Below are 16,258 nucleotides of genomic sequence, written 5' to 3' on the forward strand. Positions count from 1 at the left end.
ATCCCCATTCAGCTAAGCAGAACAAATTTTCACTAGTCGTGTTTATTTTTTGAGGTAAGGAGAACAATGACACTTATAAACACAACCACATCCAGACTGGTGGGTCAAAGCAAACCAGCTCCAACAGGAGCTGAAATTCTTCGTGTTGCGCGAAAGCTCAGAGGTTACACGCAAGCTGAATCAGCCGCTCATTATGGTATTGAGGAGCGTACGTTAAGACGATGGGAAAATAGGGAATATAGCCCACGCTGGAATGATGTTATTGGCCTAGTTGAAGATGTGTACTTACTCGATATTTTAGAAGTGATAGGAAAAATCCATGACCAACAAGCAAGTGACAATTAAACAGGTACGTACTGCCCTTAAGCGCTGGGGTAAGTTTTGGTGTAGTAAAGAGCTAGGTAAGGGCTTTAGCCGTCAAGCAGCAACTGAAGCTATTGGCAGTTCATCAAGCCAATACGTGAGTGCAGAGCAGATGCATGTGCCAGATGAAATTGCTCAACTTACCGCATCAATTGAGTTACTTAGGCCAGAATGTAAGCGTGCAATCCGAGCTAAATACATGATGCATAACAAGGTGGTCGATGCAGCAAAAACATTGGGTTTTGACAGCAAGCGTTCAATGGAGTTTTGGTTATTGAAAGCTGAGCAAAGCTTGATGGTTAATATGTCGACACATTAGCAACAATAAAGGGGAATTGTATGTCCGTAATGAATACAGTAGAGCAACTCAAAAAACATGAGGGGTTTCGCCAATTTCCTTACCTTTGTACCGCGGGAAAGCTGACTATTGGTTATGGTCGAAATCTCGATGATAAGGGGATTGATGAAGAAGAAGCAGAATCACTACTTGCGAGCGATGTAGAAAATGCCAAAGCGGCGGTGGCGCGCAGGATTGCAACCCAACACTGCAACGATGCACGGATGGCGGTGCTGGTAAATATGGCATTTAACTTAGGGATCACAGGATTACTTAATTTTAGTCGAATATTACAAGCAGTCGAAAAAGGTGATTTTGATACCGCCGCGCTAGAAATGTTAGATAGCCGATGGGCAAGACAAGTGCCTAATCGCGCGCAAGAGCTTGCTCAACAGATGATCTCTGGGGAATGGCAATCATGAGTCTATTAGGTAGCCTATTTTCTGCAAAAACAGTGGCTCCGATAGAAGCAATTGGCAATATTCTTGATGAATTGTTTACCAGTGAAGAAGAAGTACTTAAGCAAGAGCATTTAAAGGCGAGACTGATAGCAAAGCATGCATTAGTACAAGCGCAGATCAATCAAGTTCAAGCAGCGCATCGCAGTGTGTTTGTTGCGGGGGCGAGGCCTTTTTTGATGTGGGTGTGTGGTCTAGGCTTTTTGTTTTCGTTCGTGATTAATCCAATTCTACAGTGGTTAATGCCTGAACATGGTACGCCTGAGTTGCCGCTGGATGTGATGTTAGAGCTTACGCTTGCCATGTTAGGGCTTGCAGGGCTTAGAACCGTTGAGAAAGTAAAAGGGGTCAGCAAGTGAATCATCCTGAACAATGGCAAATGAAAAAGGAGTTTAATTTGGCCCACATTCTCACCACCATTGCGCTGTTGGTGTCTGGTGTTATTTACCTTGGCGACTTAGATAAAAGGATCACCACTAACTCCCAAGAGCTTGACCACCTCAAGCAAATTCGCCAAGAAGACCAAAAGCGCATCGAAAAGCGCTTAGATTCTATAGATAAAAAATTAGATACGTTGCTCGGTGCCCGCAGAGTGGGTCCGTAGCGCCGCTATTATCGGCCGTATTGGCTTTCTTTATCCAACCCCATTTAAAAGGAGAGTAGCATGAATAATGCTATCGATTTGACGCGCCTATCTGCACCTGATGTGTTGGAGACAGTCAGCTATGAAGCTATTTATCAGGAATTAGAAGCGCAATTGCAACAGCAGTTTCCAGATTATCCATTTCTTCCCTCAGATCCAGCAATAAAGCTGATGGAGCTTTTTGCCTATCGCGAGGTATTACTGAGACAGCGTGTGAATGACGCCGCACAATCTGTGATGGTGGCATATGCTACGGGCAGTGACTTGGATCATTTGGGTGTTTTGTTCGGTGTGGCGCGAGAAGAAGCGGAATCGGATGAACGCTATCGTTTGCGGATCCCACTTTCTCTTGAAAGTCATTCAATGGGAGGCACGTCTGGTGCTTATCAGTACCACGCGTTTACCGCTTCTGCAAAAGTGAAAGATGTATTTGTTGAATCAACATTGCCGGGCATTGTTGAAGTCCATGTGTTACCAGTTGCTGATGTGGTGACTTTGGAAGATAAAGAAGCACTGAGAACAGAGGTGTTACGTTATCTCAATGACGAAGATGTTAGACCGCTTACAGACCTTGTACGCGTGCATTTGGTAGAGCCAACGGCCTTCACGATTGAAGCCGATATTTACTTTAATGCAGGTATTAATACGGAGCAGGTTAAAGTGTCCATCCATCGTGCAATTGAAAACTTTATTCAATCGCATTACTTGCTCGGGAAAGAAGTACCCAGCTCGGGACTTATTGATGCCTTGCATCAAGGGGGAGTCAGAAAAGTGAAGCTTCGCTCGATGCATGACGACCTCTCACCAAGTGCTAAAAATGCAGCTTATTGTCGCGATGTGCAATTACACTTTCCAACGGAGTAAGATGAGCTATGACAAGTTATCATAAATTGCTGCCGCCTGGCACATCAAAGCTGGTTCGCACCATTGCTGAGCAAGTTGAAGACTTACCGAGTAAGCTTGAGGTAACACCAACTATCCCAGAATATGTGGGCAAACAATGGCACCCAGAGACCTGCCCTGAAGCTTTATTACCCTGGCTTGCATGGTCTTTATCAGTAGATGAGTGGGATGAAAGCTGGCCGGTAGATACCAAACGGGCATTTATCGCCAATTCGGTCAAAGTGCATAAGCACAAAGGCACGGTTGGCTCAGTAAAGCGAGCATTGGCAGCGCTGGGGGTAAGTGTTGAGTTTTTTGAATGGTTTCAAGAAATTGATGATATAGCACTGGCGCCTTATCAATCAAAGCAGCCACATACCTTTATGTTTATCGCGTGGGCGAATGAAATTCCGTATACCAGTGACGCTGTGATCTTAAGCCCAGAGCTTTACCAAGCCGTTAAAGATGTTACTGATAGCACTAAACCAAAACGTGCCCATTTCGACTTTTTAGTCGGTGCTAAAATGAGCCTAAAACTGCAAACAGCCTCTATTGCCAGTGGCTTGCAAGTTGCGAGAAAGTCAGCGCAAACCGAGGCCGTAAAAGCACCTGCAGCCACCGTAGCAGCGGCATTTGCATTGGCAAGCAATAAACAAATCGCGGCGACAGGCCGGTATATGAAAAGCCAGCATGTGAATGCGTATTTACAAAGCTCTGCGCGAGTAGGGCTTCACTTAAATAACCGTCGTCATGTGGTTAGCCGAATTTATTTTACCAATGAGCAAAGATTGCCTGCCGCCAAGTTTGACTTTACGGCGGAACTTGCGAGCACTTTGCACTTTAATAATCGTCGTTTTCAAGTGGCTAGATTCTACTGCCACGTATAACCATCGCAGCAATTTAGCCTACAACCGCTATTGGAATAGCGAATAAACACTTCAATTGATGTCATCAGCGTTTACCCAGCGGTAGTACCTATTGGGATAAAACCCATTGCTGTCATTTCATATCAATGTGCTTAATAAATCAGCTTATAAATCGAGTTGTGTATTGATGCGGGTTGATATCACTCAACAAAAGGAGACAGGTGCTGTGAGCACGATTTTACGGCCGACCATCACCACCGCGGGTTTGGAAGCAGTATTTAACGCCCAAAAAAATGGCTTTCAAGCGAAGATCAGCAAGGTAGGGCTTGGTACTGGCAATTATACGCCAGATCAAGGCCGCCGCCAGCTACAACAAGAAGTCCACCGCATTATGGTGGCAAGTGGCGAAGATAAGGGGAATGCCCAAATCCATATGAGTGTGATTGATGATACCGATCACAACTTTTGGGTCAATGAAGTGGGCTTTTATATCGAAAGCGAAGCAAATGGCCAAACACAAGAGGTGCTATTTGCGGTGTATTCTTCACCAGATAGGCCTATTGCTTATAAGTCGGCGGAAGTCGATTTACTTCTTGCTTTTGATTTGGTGCTAACGGGCGTACCTGCTGACGCCGTTACCATCGTCGATAACGGCGTTAATCTAAATATTCTTATCGCCCCTGAACTTGCCAAGCTAGGCGCTGCGCAAATTAACAATATGACTCGTCATCTTAAACAGAAGTTTGAGTTGATGGACAAAGGAATTTTATAGGAGCAACTCATGGCATTAGAACAAGATATTGCTAATCTCATTCAGTCTACGGATGCCTTAACGGCGGTGGTGGATAACAAGGCGCAGCAGCTCGATAACCAAATGGCTGCCTTTGACACGCGCATTGCAAAAAAAGAGCAAGATGTCGACAAATTTATTCAAGAAGCGATGCCTGAAACACGCTATGTTCAGGATATTTTTATCGGTGGTTCAAAGGATTATTTTTATCCGGTGTGGTGGCGTTTTCCTGGTAATTACGGTGGGACAAGTAAACTGACTATCGCTCGAGATTATGCTTGGAACTCAGATACCAAGCCTTTAGATCCGAACCGACCTCACCAAGCAGGGCTTCTGTTAGAGCTGGAAGGTAATGCCTATGCTTGGGATGGTAATGCTAACTTTATGCAAATTAAGCGTTTTCATGAGCGTTATAACCCAACAGTAAGTCATGTGAGCTTCGCCGCGTATTCAAAGGTGGAAAAGGTAGATGCTGATAAACCTCTGTATGTAGGTCGTGATGATGGTTCAGTTGGTGCTTGGTGTTATCGTTATAATGGTATGTACCTAAGAGGTGGTGGACTTAAATACCGATTTATCAAAAATTGGAAAGGAGATGTATCTTATCATGATGGGAATGATAACTTGCGAAGAGAATTAACAGAGGCTAGCTTTGCCAATAGTTCTGTTCGTTGGTACGCAGAGCCAATTCCATTTGCCGAGCGTTTAGCCCCAACACTAAGCTCAATCCCTTACGCAAACCATCCATATACACCACCAACAGCTTAAAGGAATCACAATGGAAATTAAAACCTTAAAAATCGGTGATGATGAACTTATCAATGTGCCGGCAGATGAAAAAACATTGGCAGATTTGGGTGTCGCGAGTGCTGATATTCCGGGCATTTTAGCTGAGGCAAAGCAGGCTCAGCTTGCAGCGCAATGTATGCACGCTAGAAGTTTTGCTTACCAGTGCGAGTCAGATGGTCTTGCCTTCGATTACTTAGCGGCAATGGCCGAATTTGGTGAAGCGAGTGAAGCAGCACAAGCGGCAAAAACCGCGTGGCTGCAAGCGCGAAGCACCATTAAAAATCGCTATCCAAAACCGTAATAACACCAAGCTACAACGACTTTAGGCTATTAAGCCCACCATTCGGTGGGCTTTTTTATGCCTGATTTACCGCTGAGATAACACTCAGTATTCCTTTTATAAATTGTATTAACCATATGGAGAAAAAATATGGCATTAGAACAAGATATTGCCAAATTGATTGAGGCGTCAAACGACCTCACCGCAACCGTCGATAATAAAATTCAAGATATTACGGCGAAATTAGATGCGAAAAGAGCAGAGGTCGATGCCCGCTTGCAAGCTAAAGAGCAGGCTGTGGACGCAAAAATTATGAGTTTCCAACGAGCTTTGCCTTTAGCACCTAATGCACTTTCTGATACTAAGCATTTCAATAATATTTGTGCCGATGTACCTAACGGCACGGCTGTTGATGTGATTGCGGCGCATGCCGCACCGTGGAGCAGTTTTTTTTATCGTGGTACCGAGGGAACAGGAACAATCACTAAGTTATCACTAGCTCAGTTGACTGAGTTTGGTCTCACTCCAAATGAAGAGTTTCTGAGGCGAGGTTTGGGAGCGAAAGATTCCCATGGTGACAGCTATTATGGAAGCGAATATAGAGTCCTTCTGCTGGATGTTGTTGTGAATAAAGGACGAGATGATAACCCCGCTGAAGGTAATCTATTTGTACTAAATCAGGGATGTGAAAGATATATTGGTTGGAGTAAGGGGGAGTTTTTAACACAAGCAAGTTGCTGGATTAATGTGTTGGAACAAACTGGTGATTTGCGATTTTATCCATCGAGAAACCGCTCCGCAGATATTCTCGTCTCTGGCTCAGATGCAGGTAAAGGGTGGCAATATAAGTCGAATAGAAGAACTGGCTGGGGTGGCTGTCATCAGCCGTATTTTAGAGGGCTTGGCAGTATGAAGGTGGCCATTGCGTTGCCTTATGTTGGTACGGGCGATCATGGTGACAATATGATCTGGGCTGATAGTGTCGGCCACCCATACACTCACGTAGGTCCAACTTTAAGCGAAGGAGCATAAACATGGCGATTTTAAAATTAAAAACAACAGGTAAAGCGATTGCTGGTGGTATTGTTGATGATGCACACGCGGCACATCTTGCAAAAGAAGCTGAAGTTGATTTCGCTTTATGTGAAATCGAATATAGCCCTAAAGAAATCAGTGAGTTAAGACGCAAACATTACAGCGCCAACACCGATTTCTTATTCTTTGACTATATGGCTGCGGTTACTGAATATGGTGAAACCTCAGAAAAAGCTGTGGCAGCAAAGCAGGCTTGGATGAATAAGCGCGCCGAAATTAAGTCAACACTGCCAAACCTTTAAACATCAAATTACACGGCTCCTGAAGGGAGTCGTGTTACAACAGGCCCCATTATGTCTTTAACTAACTTCAGTGCGGTCAGTCTTAGTCAATTACCCGCATCCGATTTACTTGAACCCGTTGAATTTAAATCGCTTTATAACGAACTAAAGCAAGCCGTAGAGCACGCCTGCCCGGAACTTTCTGAGCTACTACCTAGCGACCCCATCGTCAAGCTGATGGAAGTCTTTGCTTATCGAGAGCTGCTATTACGTCAACAGATTAATGAAGGCGCACAGCAGGTGTTGCTGGCAAAAGCCACGAGCAGTGAACTCGATTATCTGGGTAATCGTTTTGCGGTGATACGAGAAGCTGGGGAGAGTGATGAGCGCTTTCGAGCGCGTATTCAATTGGCACTAGAAGGGTTTAGTACAGCAGGGCCAATTGGTGCTTATTGTTTTCACACGCTTAAAGCCTTACCTCAAGTTAAGGATGTTTTTGTTGAGTCTCCCGAATTTGAGCTGCTTCAGGTCGAGCCGCCATTATCAGACTTAGTACCAGAGCATACGAAATTGCTGCATTGTAGCCATGCCGCTAGGCTTCTAGATGCCGCGCCGGGAGATGTTGCCATAACGGTGCTGACAGATAGAGGCAATGGCATACCAAATCAAGACGAAATCACAGCAATTACAGAGCATTTGTTTCATGAAGACATTAGGCCTCTGACAGATAGGCCACGAGTGCTCTCAGCTGAGGTAAAAGAATTTACCCTCCGCGCCACACTTTATTTATATCCAGGCCCCGATGAAGAAAAAGTGAAATCTACGGTAGAGCAAAGCGTGCAGCAATGGTTAAAAACACATCATAAACTTAATCATGATATTCGGTTGTCTGGGCTTTATAGTGCGCTACACCAAGCAGGTGTGCAACGTGTTGAGCTGCTCTCACCTACCGCCGACATTATCAATACCCCTTGGCAGGCTGCGTTTTGTACACAAGTGGAGATAAACATTGCAGGAAGAGATATTTAATACACTATTACCGCACGCAAGCACTAAGCTTGAGCATGCGCTGGCAAAGGCGCTAAGTAAAGTTTCCGCGACTCCTATTCCACTCGGTAGCCTTTGGGATCCATGGCGATGTCCCGAGCATTTTTTACCTTGGCTTGCGGATGCACTCAGTGTGGACTTTTGGGATAGCGCTTGGCCAATTGAAGTGAAGCGCAAGATTATAGCGAATAGCGTGCCCGATCATCGAATAAAAGGGACGGTTAGTGCGATAAAAAGCGCGCTATCCACTCTAGCCGCAAAAGTTGAGCTTAAAGAGTGGTGGCAACAAGAAAATCCTCACGCGTTTACGCCGCATTCTGCACAGATCATTGCGTTGGCCGCTCAGAACCTAGACCCAGCAGGCAGCACGTTACTGACTCCTAAGTTGCAGGCACAACTTTGGCAAGCAGTGGTGATGACAAAACCATGTCGCAGCCAAATTAGTTTGCGTGTAGGTGTACAGCAAAGTACAAGCTTATCGCTCAATACAGTCAGTCAGTCTGCGAGTCTCCAGCGAACGTGGATGCCTCAACACACAGATAATGTTGCAAATTTAAGCCAGTTGTATCTTGCTGGAACTTCTGTTTTGCAAGGGGTGGGCAAAATATCCGGTGAAGTGCGCTCTGATCTCAAAAGTGCTTCCAGTCTTTATGTTCACGCCGCGCCCTTTGCTATCCAAATCCAGCGACAGTCGTTTTATTGCTATTAATACCTAAACACGCTCAAGCTACTGCAAAAACAAACTTGAAGATTAACAGACTCTAAAGGAATGACTCATGGAACAATTTACGCCGCTTATTACGCAGGCGGGATTAAACGCGGCCGTTAATGCCAAAGCCAATGGTTTTACCATTGATATTAGCGCGATTGCGGTAGGCACTTCTGGCTATACGCCATCTCGTAGCCAAACTAGGCTGCGAGGTGAAAAAAATCGCGTGGCGATTGCCGGCGGGCAAGTTGTTGGTGACGGACAATTTCATATTACCGGACATTTTATTGACGATGCTGAGTATGCGGTGCGCGAAGTGGGTTTTTATCTTGCCGATGGCACTTTGTTTGCCGTTTGGTCGCACCCGCAAAATGTACTTTTTTATCAAACTCCCATTGCACAAATATTACAAGGGTTTGATCTGCTGTTAAGTGCTGCACCCGTAGACGCTATCACGATTAATACCACAGGCGATTTAACGCTTTTCTATGCCGGTGAATTTCTCGACATGCTGGTGGCACAAACCCAACAACTGAGTGCGCAAATTCAAGCGAATCACCGACAAATTCAATTCAACAACAGACTACTACAGCTAGGAGTGTAATATGGCGGATTATCAGCCAATGACATTAGAGCAGCGCATCGCCGCACTGCAAGCCGAGAACGGCAAACTAATCGATTCAAATAATGTCCTCACCCAAACCGTGATCGGCAAAATGGGGGAGATTAATCATGCGCTGAGTGACGCGCAGCAAGATATTAATGAAGCGGTTGCTTTGGCGGGGTCAAAAACAGATCAAGCGATCCTTAGTTTTGCGGATAGTCACTCTGATCTCAAAGTGAGTTATTATGATCAAGTTGCGCATTCAAAGGCTTCACTTGGGGTAGTTGCTGATCCAGAAGATGAATCTCGCTCTGAGTGGGTATTAGTGCCAACGACGAGCATTGGTTACCATATTTATCCAACTGTTGGTGCACTTACCAAAATTCATTTAGTTCATGGGCACTCATATTCGCCCGGGTACAGTGAAGCGCCGCAATATGAGCGCGACTGGAGTGTAACCTATATGCAATTTGTTTTTGCGAACTCAGCGGCGACGAGTGCAGAGATCAATGAGCAACTGAACGCAAATAGCGTGAGCGTTAGAAGTTTTGGAGGCTGGTGGAATGGTGCATCGACAGGCTCAATTCCTGTATTAAGGTTCTCTCAACATCATCCATACTCGAGGTTATTTGTGCGATTTATTAACCGTACTTATGCCCCTGCTGCAACTTCAGAGCCACCACAAAATATCGTTGAATTTGGTGGTAACGCCACTTTTGCTGTTGACCGTGTTATTAACTATCCAAGAATCGAGGTGTAATTATGCAAGAACAAATTCCTTCACAACAAGATCATTTAGCTTTAATCGCGTACCTAGACAAGCAAGTCAAACGCGGGCAAATAAGCCGAGAAGTGGCGGATGTAGAATCTATTATTGGGACTACTGCAGATACAAGCCACCTAGTATTAGTTGAGTTTATTAAGCTGCTTGATGGTTTAAGCAAAGCAACAACACTTGCCGAGATGCGTGCAGCGGCATCACAGGGGCGTGATGGCTTAGGTACATTAACCACAAAAGTGCTGAATAATGAGATTCAGTTTCCCTATCAAGGTAAAGGCGCTGAAAATGTTTACCAAGAAATTGAATCTCGCGCTACTGGTGTTGCAAGCATTTTAACGTCTCCAGAATAAGGCACTCTATGGCAAATCAATCAATCGATCTTTCCACTTTGCCTGCGCCAAACATCCTTGAACCACTTGATTTCGAAAGCCTGTTCCAAGCACGTAAACAACGTTTTATTGAACTCGCACCTGAATATACCAAAGCGCTAGCGCTTGAAAGCTCGCCGCTGGCGATTTGTTTGCAAGTCGAAAGCTATCGCGAGCTGTTATTACGACAGCGCGTCAATGAAGCCGCGGCGGCGAATTTGTTAGCTACCAGCCAAGGCGCTGATCTTGAGCATCTTGGCGCTTTTTATGGGGTGGCTCGGTTGCCCGATGAGCATGACGAAACCTTACGAATGCGTATTCGCAACAGTACCATAGCGTCTAGTACGGCAGGTAGTGCGGCGCATTATCGTCATCAAGCCATTGAAGCTGCACCGGGATTAATTAAGGATGTGTCGGTGCAAAGCCCAGGGGATGGGCTGGTGGTGGTAACGGTACTTGCAAAGTTTGACACTGATGCTGAGCAGGTCTTAGCACAAGTGAAAGAGAGGCTATTTGACGATTCAGTGAAAATGCTAACGGACACGTTAGAGGTCAAACTTGCACAGCCCGTTTGGGTAGATGTTGAAGCTGAGCTTTATCTCAATACTCATGCTTCTGAACTTATTATCAATAAGCTGGAGCAAACGTTGCAAGACAACTGGCTCAATATCACGACACTTGGTTGGGACTTAACGCCAAGCTGGCTGCATGCACAATTACATAGTACGGGAATTAGGCATATCGAACTGCTTGCTCCAACACAGTTAATTGATGTGGCAGCCCATCAGTACGTTATGCCCAAGTCAATCTCGCTGACATTAAAGCGAGGCTAAGATGACGTTATTACCTCCTAATCACACTTTGCTGCAACGGCGATTGCAGCAAAGTGTTGCTGTGAGTGACGATATTCATACGGGTATCTCAAGGTTATCTGGGTTCAAGGCCGAGCCGCACGACAACTTGTTGATGTGGCTCGTTTGGGAGTATGGCTTAGAGGCTATTTTGCCCTACAGCCAAGACCTTCGCGAAACCCTCAAAGAAGGTCTGGTTTGGCAGCGACTTCGTGGTACACCAAAAAGTGTAGACATTGCGCTCAATTGGCTCAACTTTGACGAGGCAGAGCTTGAGGTTGATAAACCCGGACGTCACTTTTATCGCTATCAATTGGCATCTGGCAAAATTCCAGGGAACAAGGCGCTTAAAGATATACACCAGCTGCTTGGACTATCTGCCCCAGTAAGAGCCAAGCTCTCACGTATTTATCATGGTTATGATGTGCGTGAACTGAAGTTATCTCAAAGTGGTTTTGGAGCGCTTCTATCCGATGTTTCTGGCGTGCCATTTCATGATGGCGATAACACGCTATGCAAAGTCAGCTTTGGTCGCTGCCACCAGCAAGGTGTGAGTCATAACGTGACGAATGCCTCTGCACACCTCAGTAGAACACATAGTCAGCGCAGTCATTACCTCACCACAAAACGCTTGAGTGAATACAAGCTCAGCGACAAAGAGCCTTCACAACTGCCTGTGAGCTCAGCCCGAATTAGGCTGCTTTCGCAGCATCGCGTGTGGTCAACACGCTCGTGGCAGGGCGAGTGGCAACAAAGCTGGACTAAAGCCGACGCCTTTATCGGTGATCCGCTTCATGCAACGACTGCACATTGGCAGCACCGTCAAATGATGCCGCTCTCAGCTGCGCTCGCCACCACTGGACGGCTTAATGTTCATTGCAGTCGTTTCCAAGTGGTGCTCCCAGAATAATACTCTCCAAATAAATGGAACTCTCAATGCAATCATCACAATTTGCGTCTGTTGTATGGACTACACCGGGGCTTGCCAAATTGACGCAGGCGCTAGAGCAAGGACAAGCTTTTACGTTGACACATTTGTCCGCAGGAAGCGCAGGTTACATTGCGTCTCACTTGCAAACGCAGTTACGACAAGAGCAACAAAAGGTCCCGATATTACAGGCGGAGCAACTCACTTCAACACAAGTGCGTTTTAGCGCAGTCTTTGAAGGGGAAGCCGATTACCCAGTTAAAGAATTAGGAATTTGGTCTGGCAGCACTTTGGTTGCGGTATATAGCGCAGGGGGTGAAGTGCTGAATCATAAAAGCAAAGACGTAGCCTGGTTAGAGGTCATTTCGCTAAACCTCGCGGCGCTGCCTTCACAGCAAGTCAGTTTTGAAACAGGTGTGCTTAACACCAATATTTTTATGGCAAAAGAGCTGGCTACGTCTGTGTATGCACATCTTAGACAAGGTAAAAGTCTGATCCAGCAAGCCAACCAAACCATGCAACTGGCGATGCGCCTAAGAAAAGCAAACATAGGATAATACATGACCATAGAATCACAACTTGCCCAGTTGCAACAGGCCGCAACTGAGCAAACCGAAGCAAGTGTTCAACTTGCCAATAATATCACCGAAGGCTTACAGGAAATTGATCAGGTTAAGCAAGATATTGCTCATACCTATCAAACGGTTAATCAGAACAACCAAGCACTGAATGATTGGCAAACTCAGTCTGGCAGCGTCAACCTCAAAGATTTAAACGGCAACAGCCATACACTGCCAACACTGAAATCGCTGATTGCAGATGCACAAAGCGTGAATCCGCATCCTCATGTAATGACCAAAGCCCAGTTTGATGCGCTGCGCGATATGCGTAAACAGCAATATGCGGGAAGTGGGTTTGTGGAGTGGGGTAGGCATTATATTTCTAACAATGAAAGGCTGGTCAATGAAGGGATGAACACGCTAGAAGTGCTCAGTAATATGATTGCGTTGGGTCGAAATATGAATACTTTGTCATTTGGAGACTCTAGAGTCGGTATGCCAGAGGTTATTGTAGATGGTGCTTTGCTAAGGATTGAGTGTGTAAATCAAGTCAATAATGTTAGAAACAATATCCTTTTCCCACCAGCCCCTAATGGCACTAAAACTTATGACTCAGAGTCTGGCACTGTAACCCAGCATAGTAATACCGAAACCGCATTTGCAGCAGAAACCGAGACCAATAAGGTGATCACCTCTCGTAAAGACTTAGTACTTTTGGAATCTTGGCATGAGAAAATTGCTGATAAAGACGTCGTGTATCCACTGGGGAATGTGCAATATGGCGCAAATAACTATAAGGGCATTGCCCTTCGCAATAATCTCGTTGCTCAGGGGTATTCTGCATTCGGTGAATGGGACACTGGTACAAAGGGGCATGGCGTTAAATGGTCATCGCTAACGGAGTCGCAAAAGGCTACTTTCCTTGGAGAGCCCGAGCATAATATTTAATACGACCCAAAAGCCAAAGCGTATATTCAGGTTAGATATCGAATTAGGGTTGTCGAGGGGCATGGTGACAATTGGTATGCAGTTAGAACCAGTGAAGGAGGTGGTTATCTCGATTACTCATCGGGTGAACATATTCGACCTCAAGGTGCTAGGGTTGCTACTGCGTCTGATTGGAGAACGGGCTACCCGCTATACTCTGATAGTGTGCGAGCAGCTGCTAAATATCCATTGGATACATACGATGTGGGTGTTTTTGGAGCCATGTCGAGTTGGACGACGAAAGATGTTAACTCTGGTCATGACGGGAAGTGCTTTGCAATAACAATAGCCCTCGTGCAGCGTTTAAACCAAGGGGGATATCACCCAACATATAATCCATTTGGATGTAGAAGGTTTTTAAAAGCAGGATTAGGTCATGAACCATGGTTTAGAAAAGCGGCTGAAGATATCCTTAGCACATCACAGTGTTTTGATATTGGTGGAGCAATGAGTTATTCCCGAGTTTCAGCAGAGAGTGGTTTCGCTGAGTCTACAAATGGATCGGGTCGTCAAGATGGGTATGCGTATTATGACGTCATTTATGCTGGGCAAGTAATCGATTTGCGCTTATCGGCCAATAAGCTGGATAAAGCGGAGGTATTAGAATCCACATTGCGTCATGCTATTTCAAATCGTTTGCGTGGAGAATCAAAGCCGCTCTTTACTAAAATACACCAAGCAACTATTAGAAATGTGGGCATATCAGGAGGCGGTCGTTGGTTAAAGGTTACGGAGTATGAGCAACTTAAGGATGTAATTACAGATAAACGATATGCTTGTATCTATAACGCCACCAAAAACGAAGTTTATTACATCGCACATATAGACGGAGACGCCGTATATGTATCATTAGATAAATTAGTTCAAAGCCTGCCTTTGAGCTATCAGAACGGAGGTAAAGAGTTTTCGCCACCAATTCCTGAAGTTGATGACATTTTGTATATACTTGATGCGTTTGAACTAAGTGCATCGTTCCATGAAACACCTCAAATAGACCTGTTTGGACATCCTGAAAGCTTGCTCCAACAGTTCCCAGATGGCGTGCAAGGACTTTGGAATGGAACGATAGGTAGTGGCTCAGAATATCAACTCATACCAATCAACCATATTACAGAACAAACAGCTACCACAATGATTGGCCGCGAACCCACATTAACATCTAATCAATGGTCAACGTATGGTGTGGAGTTGAATAATGTTGACGGCAACTGGAAATCCATGTCCACCAATAAAACCGATTTTGTTGGTCTGGTTCACATTACAGAAAAGGCACCTGTCACGAAGGCAAAATCAAGTCATCCTGTAGCGTATGTATCACCATATATATACCAAAGTAACTTTTATCACTTAGACCGAGGTGGTTCCCTGAATAGCTCGCTTATCGGGAAGCGCACTAAGCAAAGTGAAGGGCATTTAGGTGTTGGTTTTACCCCATTAAATAGACACGGACTTATGAGTTGGGGAAGCTTCAAAGTGAATGATGTTATTGGTGCTCAGCCAAAACATGATCCGATACTTCTATACCAAAAAGAGGGCTCTGCAATTAAAGCTCTGACCTCAATTATAGAAAAAAACGGCCTGCTTTACCTTCAATTTCATGGAAGTGAGTTGCAATATCAAAATTATGATGTACAACCAGCGAACTCAAGTATTTCGCAAAGTTATACAAAAGGAAAAGTGTATAGATTCTCAGTAGGTGAGTTCAAAGGTTTGGTTTTGCAAGCATTGACAACTCTTACAGGGATAATGCAAGACGTGACTTACATCAATGAGGAAGGTGAGCTTGTCGGTTTAGTATCAGGCAATGTCGTCTTTAAACCGGTTAACGCAAAAGGCTCTTGGGGCGATGATCAAACCATCCCTATCATCAATGGCGAAAACACCAAAACCGATCTCAACGGCAATACCGTCAAAGTGTTCTGCCATCACACCCTATTCCCAATAGGAATTGCACATAATGGATAAGGAGAGTGCGATGAATACTGAGGCTGAGAACTTCACGGCTGATGCAGTAGAGGCCTTAACGCTGAGCTATACAGACGTGCAAACAAAAATCATGCTGCGTCATCCTCAAGAGCAGATTGACGAAGCGCTACAACTTGCCATTGAGCAAGAAGAAGCGGCATATTGCGAGGCGCATGCCGCGTGGCAGACTGAAACGGCTGAAGTGCAAGCACGGGTAGTAGAGGTGCAAGCGCACAATGTCGCTAACCCAGATGAACCAATGCCTGTGCCACCGCTACCAGCGGAGCCTATACTGGACTTGCAAGCGAGAAGAGCGTGCTATCGTGTTGAGCATGTGGAGGTGGATTTAGCATTAACCACTGAAACTGTTGACTCGCGTATAGAGTACGACGATGAAGCGCGAGTGGCTTATCACCATCCTGCTACTATTTCACATACTGAACAACAAATAGCAGACACTAAACGTGAACGCTTTAAAAGTCAGCGTGCAGCGAATGTGGCGTCAATCGCCGTTGAAGTGGACGGTCTGGTGTTTGATGGTGATGAACAAAGTCAGCAACGTATGGTTCGAGCCATACTGCTGATGACAGACAGTGACACGCAGCGTTGGGTGCTTGCCAATAACGCTGTGGCCAATGTGACCAAAGCACAACTTACCCAAGCTTGTTTACTTGCCGCAGAGCAACAATCCGACCTCTGGATTGAATCTTACTAAACCTCTACTTTCTCACCGA

23 protein-coding genes are annotated in these 16,258 nt (G+C 45.3%); all 23 read left to right on the forward strand.

The genetic code is table 11. The features are described 5' to 3' along the window. Positions 1-66 precede the first annotated feature (66 nt). The 23 genes from PPIS_RS01110 (at position 67) to PPIS_RS01220 (ending at position 16,239) form a co-directional block, all read left to right on the forward strand. Entirely contained in the window at positions 67-345 is a 279-nt protein-coding gene (locus PPIS_RS01110) for a helix-turn-helix domain-containing protein (RefSeq protein WP_010378322.1), read from the forward strand. Continuing rightward, positions 320-682, forward strand: a complete 363-nt coding sequence (locus tag PPIS_RS01115; RefSeq protein ID WP_010378324.1) for a hypothetical protein — start codon at positions 320-322, stop codon at positions 680-682. Before PPIS_RS01110 ends, PPIS_RS01115 begins: the two co-directional genes overlap by 26 nt. A gap of 20 nt (positions 683-702) precedes the next feature. Beyond that, a complete protein-coding gene (locus PPIS_RS01120; RefSeq protein WP_010378326.1) occupies positions 703-1,122 on the forward strand; it encodes a glycoside hydrolase family protein in 420 nt (139 codons plus the stop codon). Further along, on the forward strand, positions 1,110-1,517 hold the full coding sequence (locus PPIS_RS01125; protein ID WP_017218912.1) for a 3TM-type holin: 408 nt from the start codon (positions 1,110-1,112) through the stop codon (positions 1,515-1,517). The genes PPIS_RS01120 and PPIS_RS01125 overlap by 13 nt, the downstream gene beginning before the upstream one ends. Beyond that, positions 1,514-1,762, forward strand: a complete 249-nt coding sequence (locus PPIS_RS01130; RefSeq protein ID WP_010378331.1) for a hypothetical protein — start codon at positions 1,514-1,516, stop codon at positions 1,760-1,762. Before PPIS_RS01125 ends, PPIS_RS01130 begins: the two co-directional genes overlap by 4 nt. A 60-nt stretch (positions 1,763-1,822) precedes the next feature. Further along, positions 1,823-2,665 carry a baseplate assembly protein gene (locus tag PPIS_RS01135; RefSeq protein ID WP_010378332.1) on the forward strand — a complete coding sequence of 281 codons (843 nt, stop codon included), beginning with the start codon at positions 1,823-1,825 and terminating at the stop codon, positions 2,663-2,665. 8 nt (positions 2,666-2,673) lie between these two features. Beyond that, the gene (locus tag PPIS_RS01140) at positions 2,674-3,570 is read left to right on the forward strand and encodes a phage tail protein I (RefSeq protein WP_010378334.1); all 897 of its coding nucleotides are present in this window, start codon (positions 2,674-2,676) and stop codon (positions 3,568-3,570) included. A gap of 205 nt (positions 3,571-3,775) precedes the next feature. After that, positions 3,776-4,321, forward strand: a complete 546-nt coding sequence (locus PPIS_RS01145) for a phage tail-collar fiber domain-containing protein (protein ID WP_019647288.1) — start codon at positions 3,776-3,778, stop codon at positions 4,319-4,321. Positions 4,322-4,330: 9 nt separating this feature from the next. Further along, positions 4,331-5,107, forward strand: coding sequence for a hypothetical protein (locus PPIS_RS01150; RefSeq protein WP_010378338.1), 777 nt, complete (start codon positions 4,331-4,333; stop codon positions 5,105-5,107). A 10-nt stretch (positions 5,108-5,117) separates the two neighbouring features. Next, positions 5,118-5,429: a hypothetical protein gene (locus tag PPIS_RS01155; RefSeq protein WP_010378339.1), complete on the forward strand. Its 312-nt coding sequence runs from the start codon at positions 5,118-5,120 to the stop codon at positions 5,427-5,429. Positions 5,430-5,558: 129 nt separating this feature from the next. Beyond that, complete coding sequence (locus PPIS_RS01160; RefSeq protein ID WP_010378340.1) at positions 5,559-6,440, forward strand: hypothetical protein; 882 nt, start codon at positions 5,559-5,561, stop codon at positions 6,438-6,440. A 2-nt stretch (positions 6,441-6,442) separates the two neighbouring features. Beyond that, on the forward strand, positions 6,443-6,745 hold the full coding sequence (locus PPIS_RS01165; RefSeq protein WP_010378342.1) for a hypothetical protein: 303 nt from the start codon (positions 6,443-6,445) through the stop codon (positions 6,743-6,745). A gap of 51 nt (positions 6,746-6,796) precedes the next feature. After that, positions 6,797-7,753, forward strand: coding sequence for a baseplate assembly protein (locus PPIS_RS01170; protein WP_010378343.1), 957 nt, complete (start codon positions 6,797-6,799; stop codon positions 7,751-7,753). Continuing rightward, entirely contained in the window at positions 7,734-8,480 is a 747-nt protein-coding gene (locus PPIS_RS01175) for a phage tail protein I (RefSeq protein ID WP_010378344.1), read from the forward strand. The genes PPIS_RS01170 and PPIS_RS01175 overlap by 20 nt, the downstream gene beginning before the upstream one ends. 67 nt (positions 8,481-8,547) lie before the next feature. Then, positions 8,548-9,084 (forward strand): phage tail-collar fiber domain-containing protein, encoded by a 537-nt coding sequence (locus PPIS_RS01180; protein WP_010378346.1) that lies wholly within the window; start codon positions 8,548-8,550, stop codon positions 9,082-9,084. A gap of 1 nt (position 9,085) precedes the next feature. Then, the gene (locus tag PPIS_RS01185) at positions 9,086-9,844 is read left to right on the forward strand and encodes a hypothetical protein (RefSeq protein WP_010378347.1); all 759 of its coding nucleotides are present in this window, start codon (positions 9,086-9,088) and stop codon (positions 9,842-9,844) included. Positions 9,845-9,846: 2 nt separating this feature from the next. Then, a complete protein-coding gene (locus PPIS_RS01190; protein WP_010378348.1) occupies positions 9,847-10,215 on the forward strand; it encodes a hypothetical protein in 369 nt (122 codons plus the stop codon). Between the two features lie 8 nt (positions 10,216-10,223). Further along, the gene (locus tag PPIS_RS01195; protein ID WP_010378349.1) at positions 10,224-11,066 is read left to right on the forward strand and encodes a baseplate assembly protein; all 843 of its coding nucleotides are present in this window, start codon (positions 10,224-10,226) and stop codon (positions 11,064-11,066) included. A gap of 1 nt (position 11,067) precedes the next feature. Continuing rightward, positions 11,068-11,994: a phage tail protein gene (locus tag PPIS_RS01200; protein ID WP_010378350.1), complete on the forward strand. Its 927-nt coding sequence runs from the start codon at positions 11,068-11,070 to the stop codon at positions 11,992-11,994. Between the two features lie 26 nt (positions 11,995-12,020). Further along, a complete protein-coding gene (locus tag PPIS_RS01205; RefSeq protein ID WP_010378351.1) occupies positions 12,021-12,569 on the forward strand; it encodes a phage tail protein in 549 nt (182 codons plus the stop codon). A 3-nt stretch (positions 12,570-12,572) separates the two neighbouring features. Then, entirely contained in the window at positions 12,573-13,520 is a 948-nt protein-coding gene (locus PPIS_RS01210) for a hypothetical protein (protein WP_019647287.1), read from the forward strand. Between the two features lie 261 nt (positions 13,521-13,781). Then, on the forward strand, positions 13,782-15,524 hold the full coding sequence (locus PPIS_RS01215) for a hypothetical protein (protein ID WP_145957323.1): 1,743 nt from the start codon (positions 13,782-13,784) through the stop codon (positions 15,522-15,524). After that, positions 15,517-16,239, forward strand: a complete 723-nt coding sequence (locus PPIS_RS01220) for a DUF4376 domain-containing protein (RefSeq protein WP_010378353.1) — start codon at positions 15,517-15,519, stop codon at positions 16,237-16,239. The genes PPIS_RS01215 and PPIS_RS01220 overlap by 8 nt, the downstream gene beginning before the upstream one ends. Positions 16,240-16,258 lie beyond the last annotated feature (19 nt).

Origin of the sequence: Pseudoalteromonas piscicida, assembly GCF_000238315.3 — a bacterium.
Classification (GTDB): domain Bacteria; phylum Pseudomonadota; class Gammaproteobacteria; order Enterobacterales; family Alteromonadaceae; genus Pseudoalteromonas; species Pseudoalteromonas piscicida.

Coding starts and splice junctions, on each gene's coding strand:
- PPIS_RS01110 (WP_010378322.1), top strand. CDS start 67: ATGACACTTATAAACACAACCACATCCAGACTGGTGGGTCAAAGCAAA.
- PPIS_RS01115 (WP_010378324.1), top strand. CDS start 320: ATGACCAACAAGCAAGTGACAATTAAACAGGTACGTACTGCCCTTAAG.
- PPIS_RS01120 (WP_010378326.1), top strand. CDS start 703: ATGTCCGTAATGAATACAGTAGAGCAACTCAAAAAACATGAGGGGTTT.
- PPIS_RS01125 (WP_017218912.1), top strand. CDS start 1,110: ATGGCAATCATGAGTCTATTAGGTAGCCTATTTTCTGCAAAAACAGTG.
- PPIS_RS01135 (WP_010378332.1), top strand. CDS start 1,823: ATGAATAATGCTATCGATTTGACGCGCCTATCTGCACCTGATGTGTTG.
- PPIS_RS01140 (WP_010378334.1), top strand. CDS start 2,674: ATGACAAGTTATCATAAATTGCTGCCGCCTGGCACATCAAAGCTGGTT.
- PPIS_RS01150 (WP_010378338.1), top strand. CDS start 4,331: ATGGCATTAGAACAAGATATTGCTAATCTCATTCAGTCTACGGATGCC.
- PPIS_RS01155 (WP_010378339.1), top strand. CDS start 5,118: ATGGAAATTAAAACCTTAAAAATCGGTGATGATGAACTTATCAATGTG.
- PPIS_RS01160 (WP_010378340.1), top strand. CDS start 5,559: ATGGCATTAGAACAAGATATTGCCAAATTGATTGAGGCGTCAAACGAC.
- PPIS_RS01165 (WP_010378342.1), top strand. CDS start 6,443: ATGGCGATTTTAAAATTAAAAACAACAGGTAAAGCGATTGCTGGTGGT.
- PPIS_RS01170 (WP_010378343.1), top strand. CDS start 6,797: ATGTCTTTAACTAACTTCAGTGCGGTCAGTCTTAGTCAATTACCCGCA.
- PPIS_RS01180 (WP_010378346.1), top strand. CDS start 8,548: ATGGAACAATTTACGCCGCTTATTACGCAGGCGGGATTAAACGCGGCC.
- PPIS_RS01185 (WP_010378347.1), top strand. CDS start 9,086: ATGGCGGATTATCAGCCAATGACATTAGAGCAGCGCATCGCCGCACTG.
- PPIS_RS01190 (WP_010378348.1), top strand. CDS start 9,847: ATGCAAGAACAAATTCCTTCACAACAAGATCATTTAGCTTTAATCGCG.
- PPIS_RS01195 (WP_010378349.1), top strand. CDS start 10,224: ATGGCAAATCAATCAATCGATCTTTCCACTTTGCCTGCGCCAAACATC.
- PPIS_RS01200 (WP_010378350.1), top strand. CDS start 11,068: ATGACGTTATTACCTCCTAATCACACTTTGCTGCAACGGCGATTGCAG.
- PPIS_RS01205 (WP_010378351.1), top strand. CDS start 12,021: ATGCAATCATCACAATTTGCGTCTGTTGTATGGACTACACCGGGGCTT.
- PPIS_RS01210 (WP_019647287.1), top strand. CDS start 12,573: ATGACCATAGAATCACAACTTGCCCAGTTGCAACAGGCCGCAACTGAG.
- PPIS_RS01215 (WP_145957323.1), top strand. CDS start 13,782: ATGTCGAGTTGGACGACGAAAGATGTTAACTCTGGTCATGACGGGAAG.
- PPIS_RS01220 (WP_010378353.1), top strand. CDS start 15,517: ATGGATAAGGAGAGTGCGATGAATACTGAGGCTGAGAACTTCACGGCT.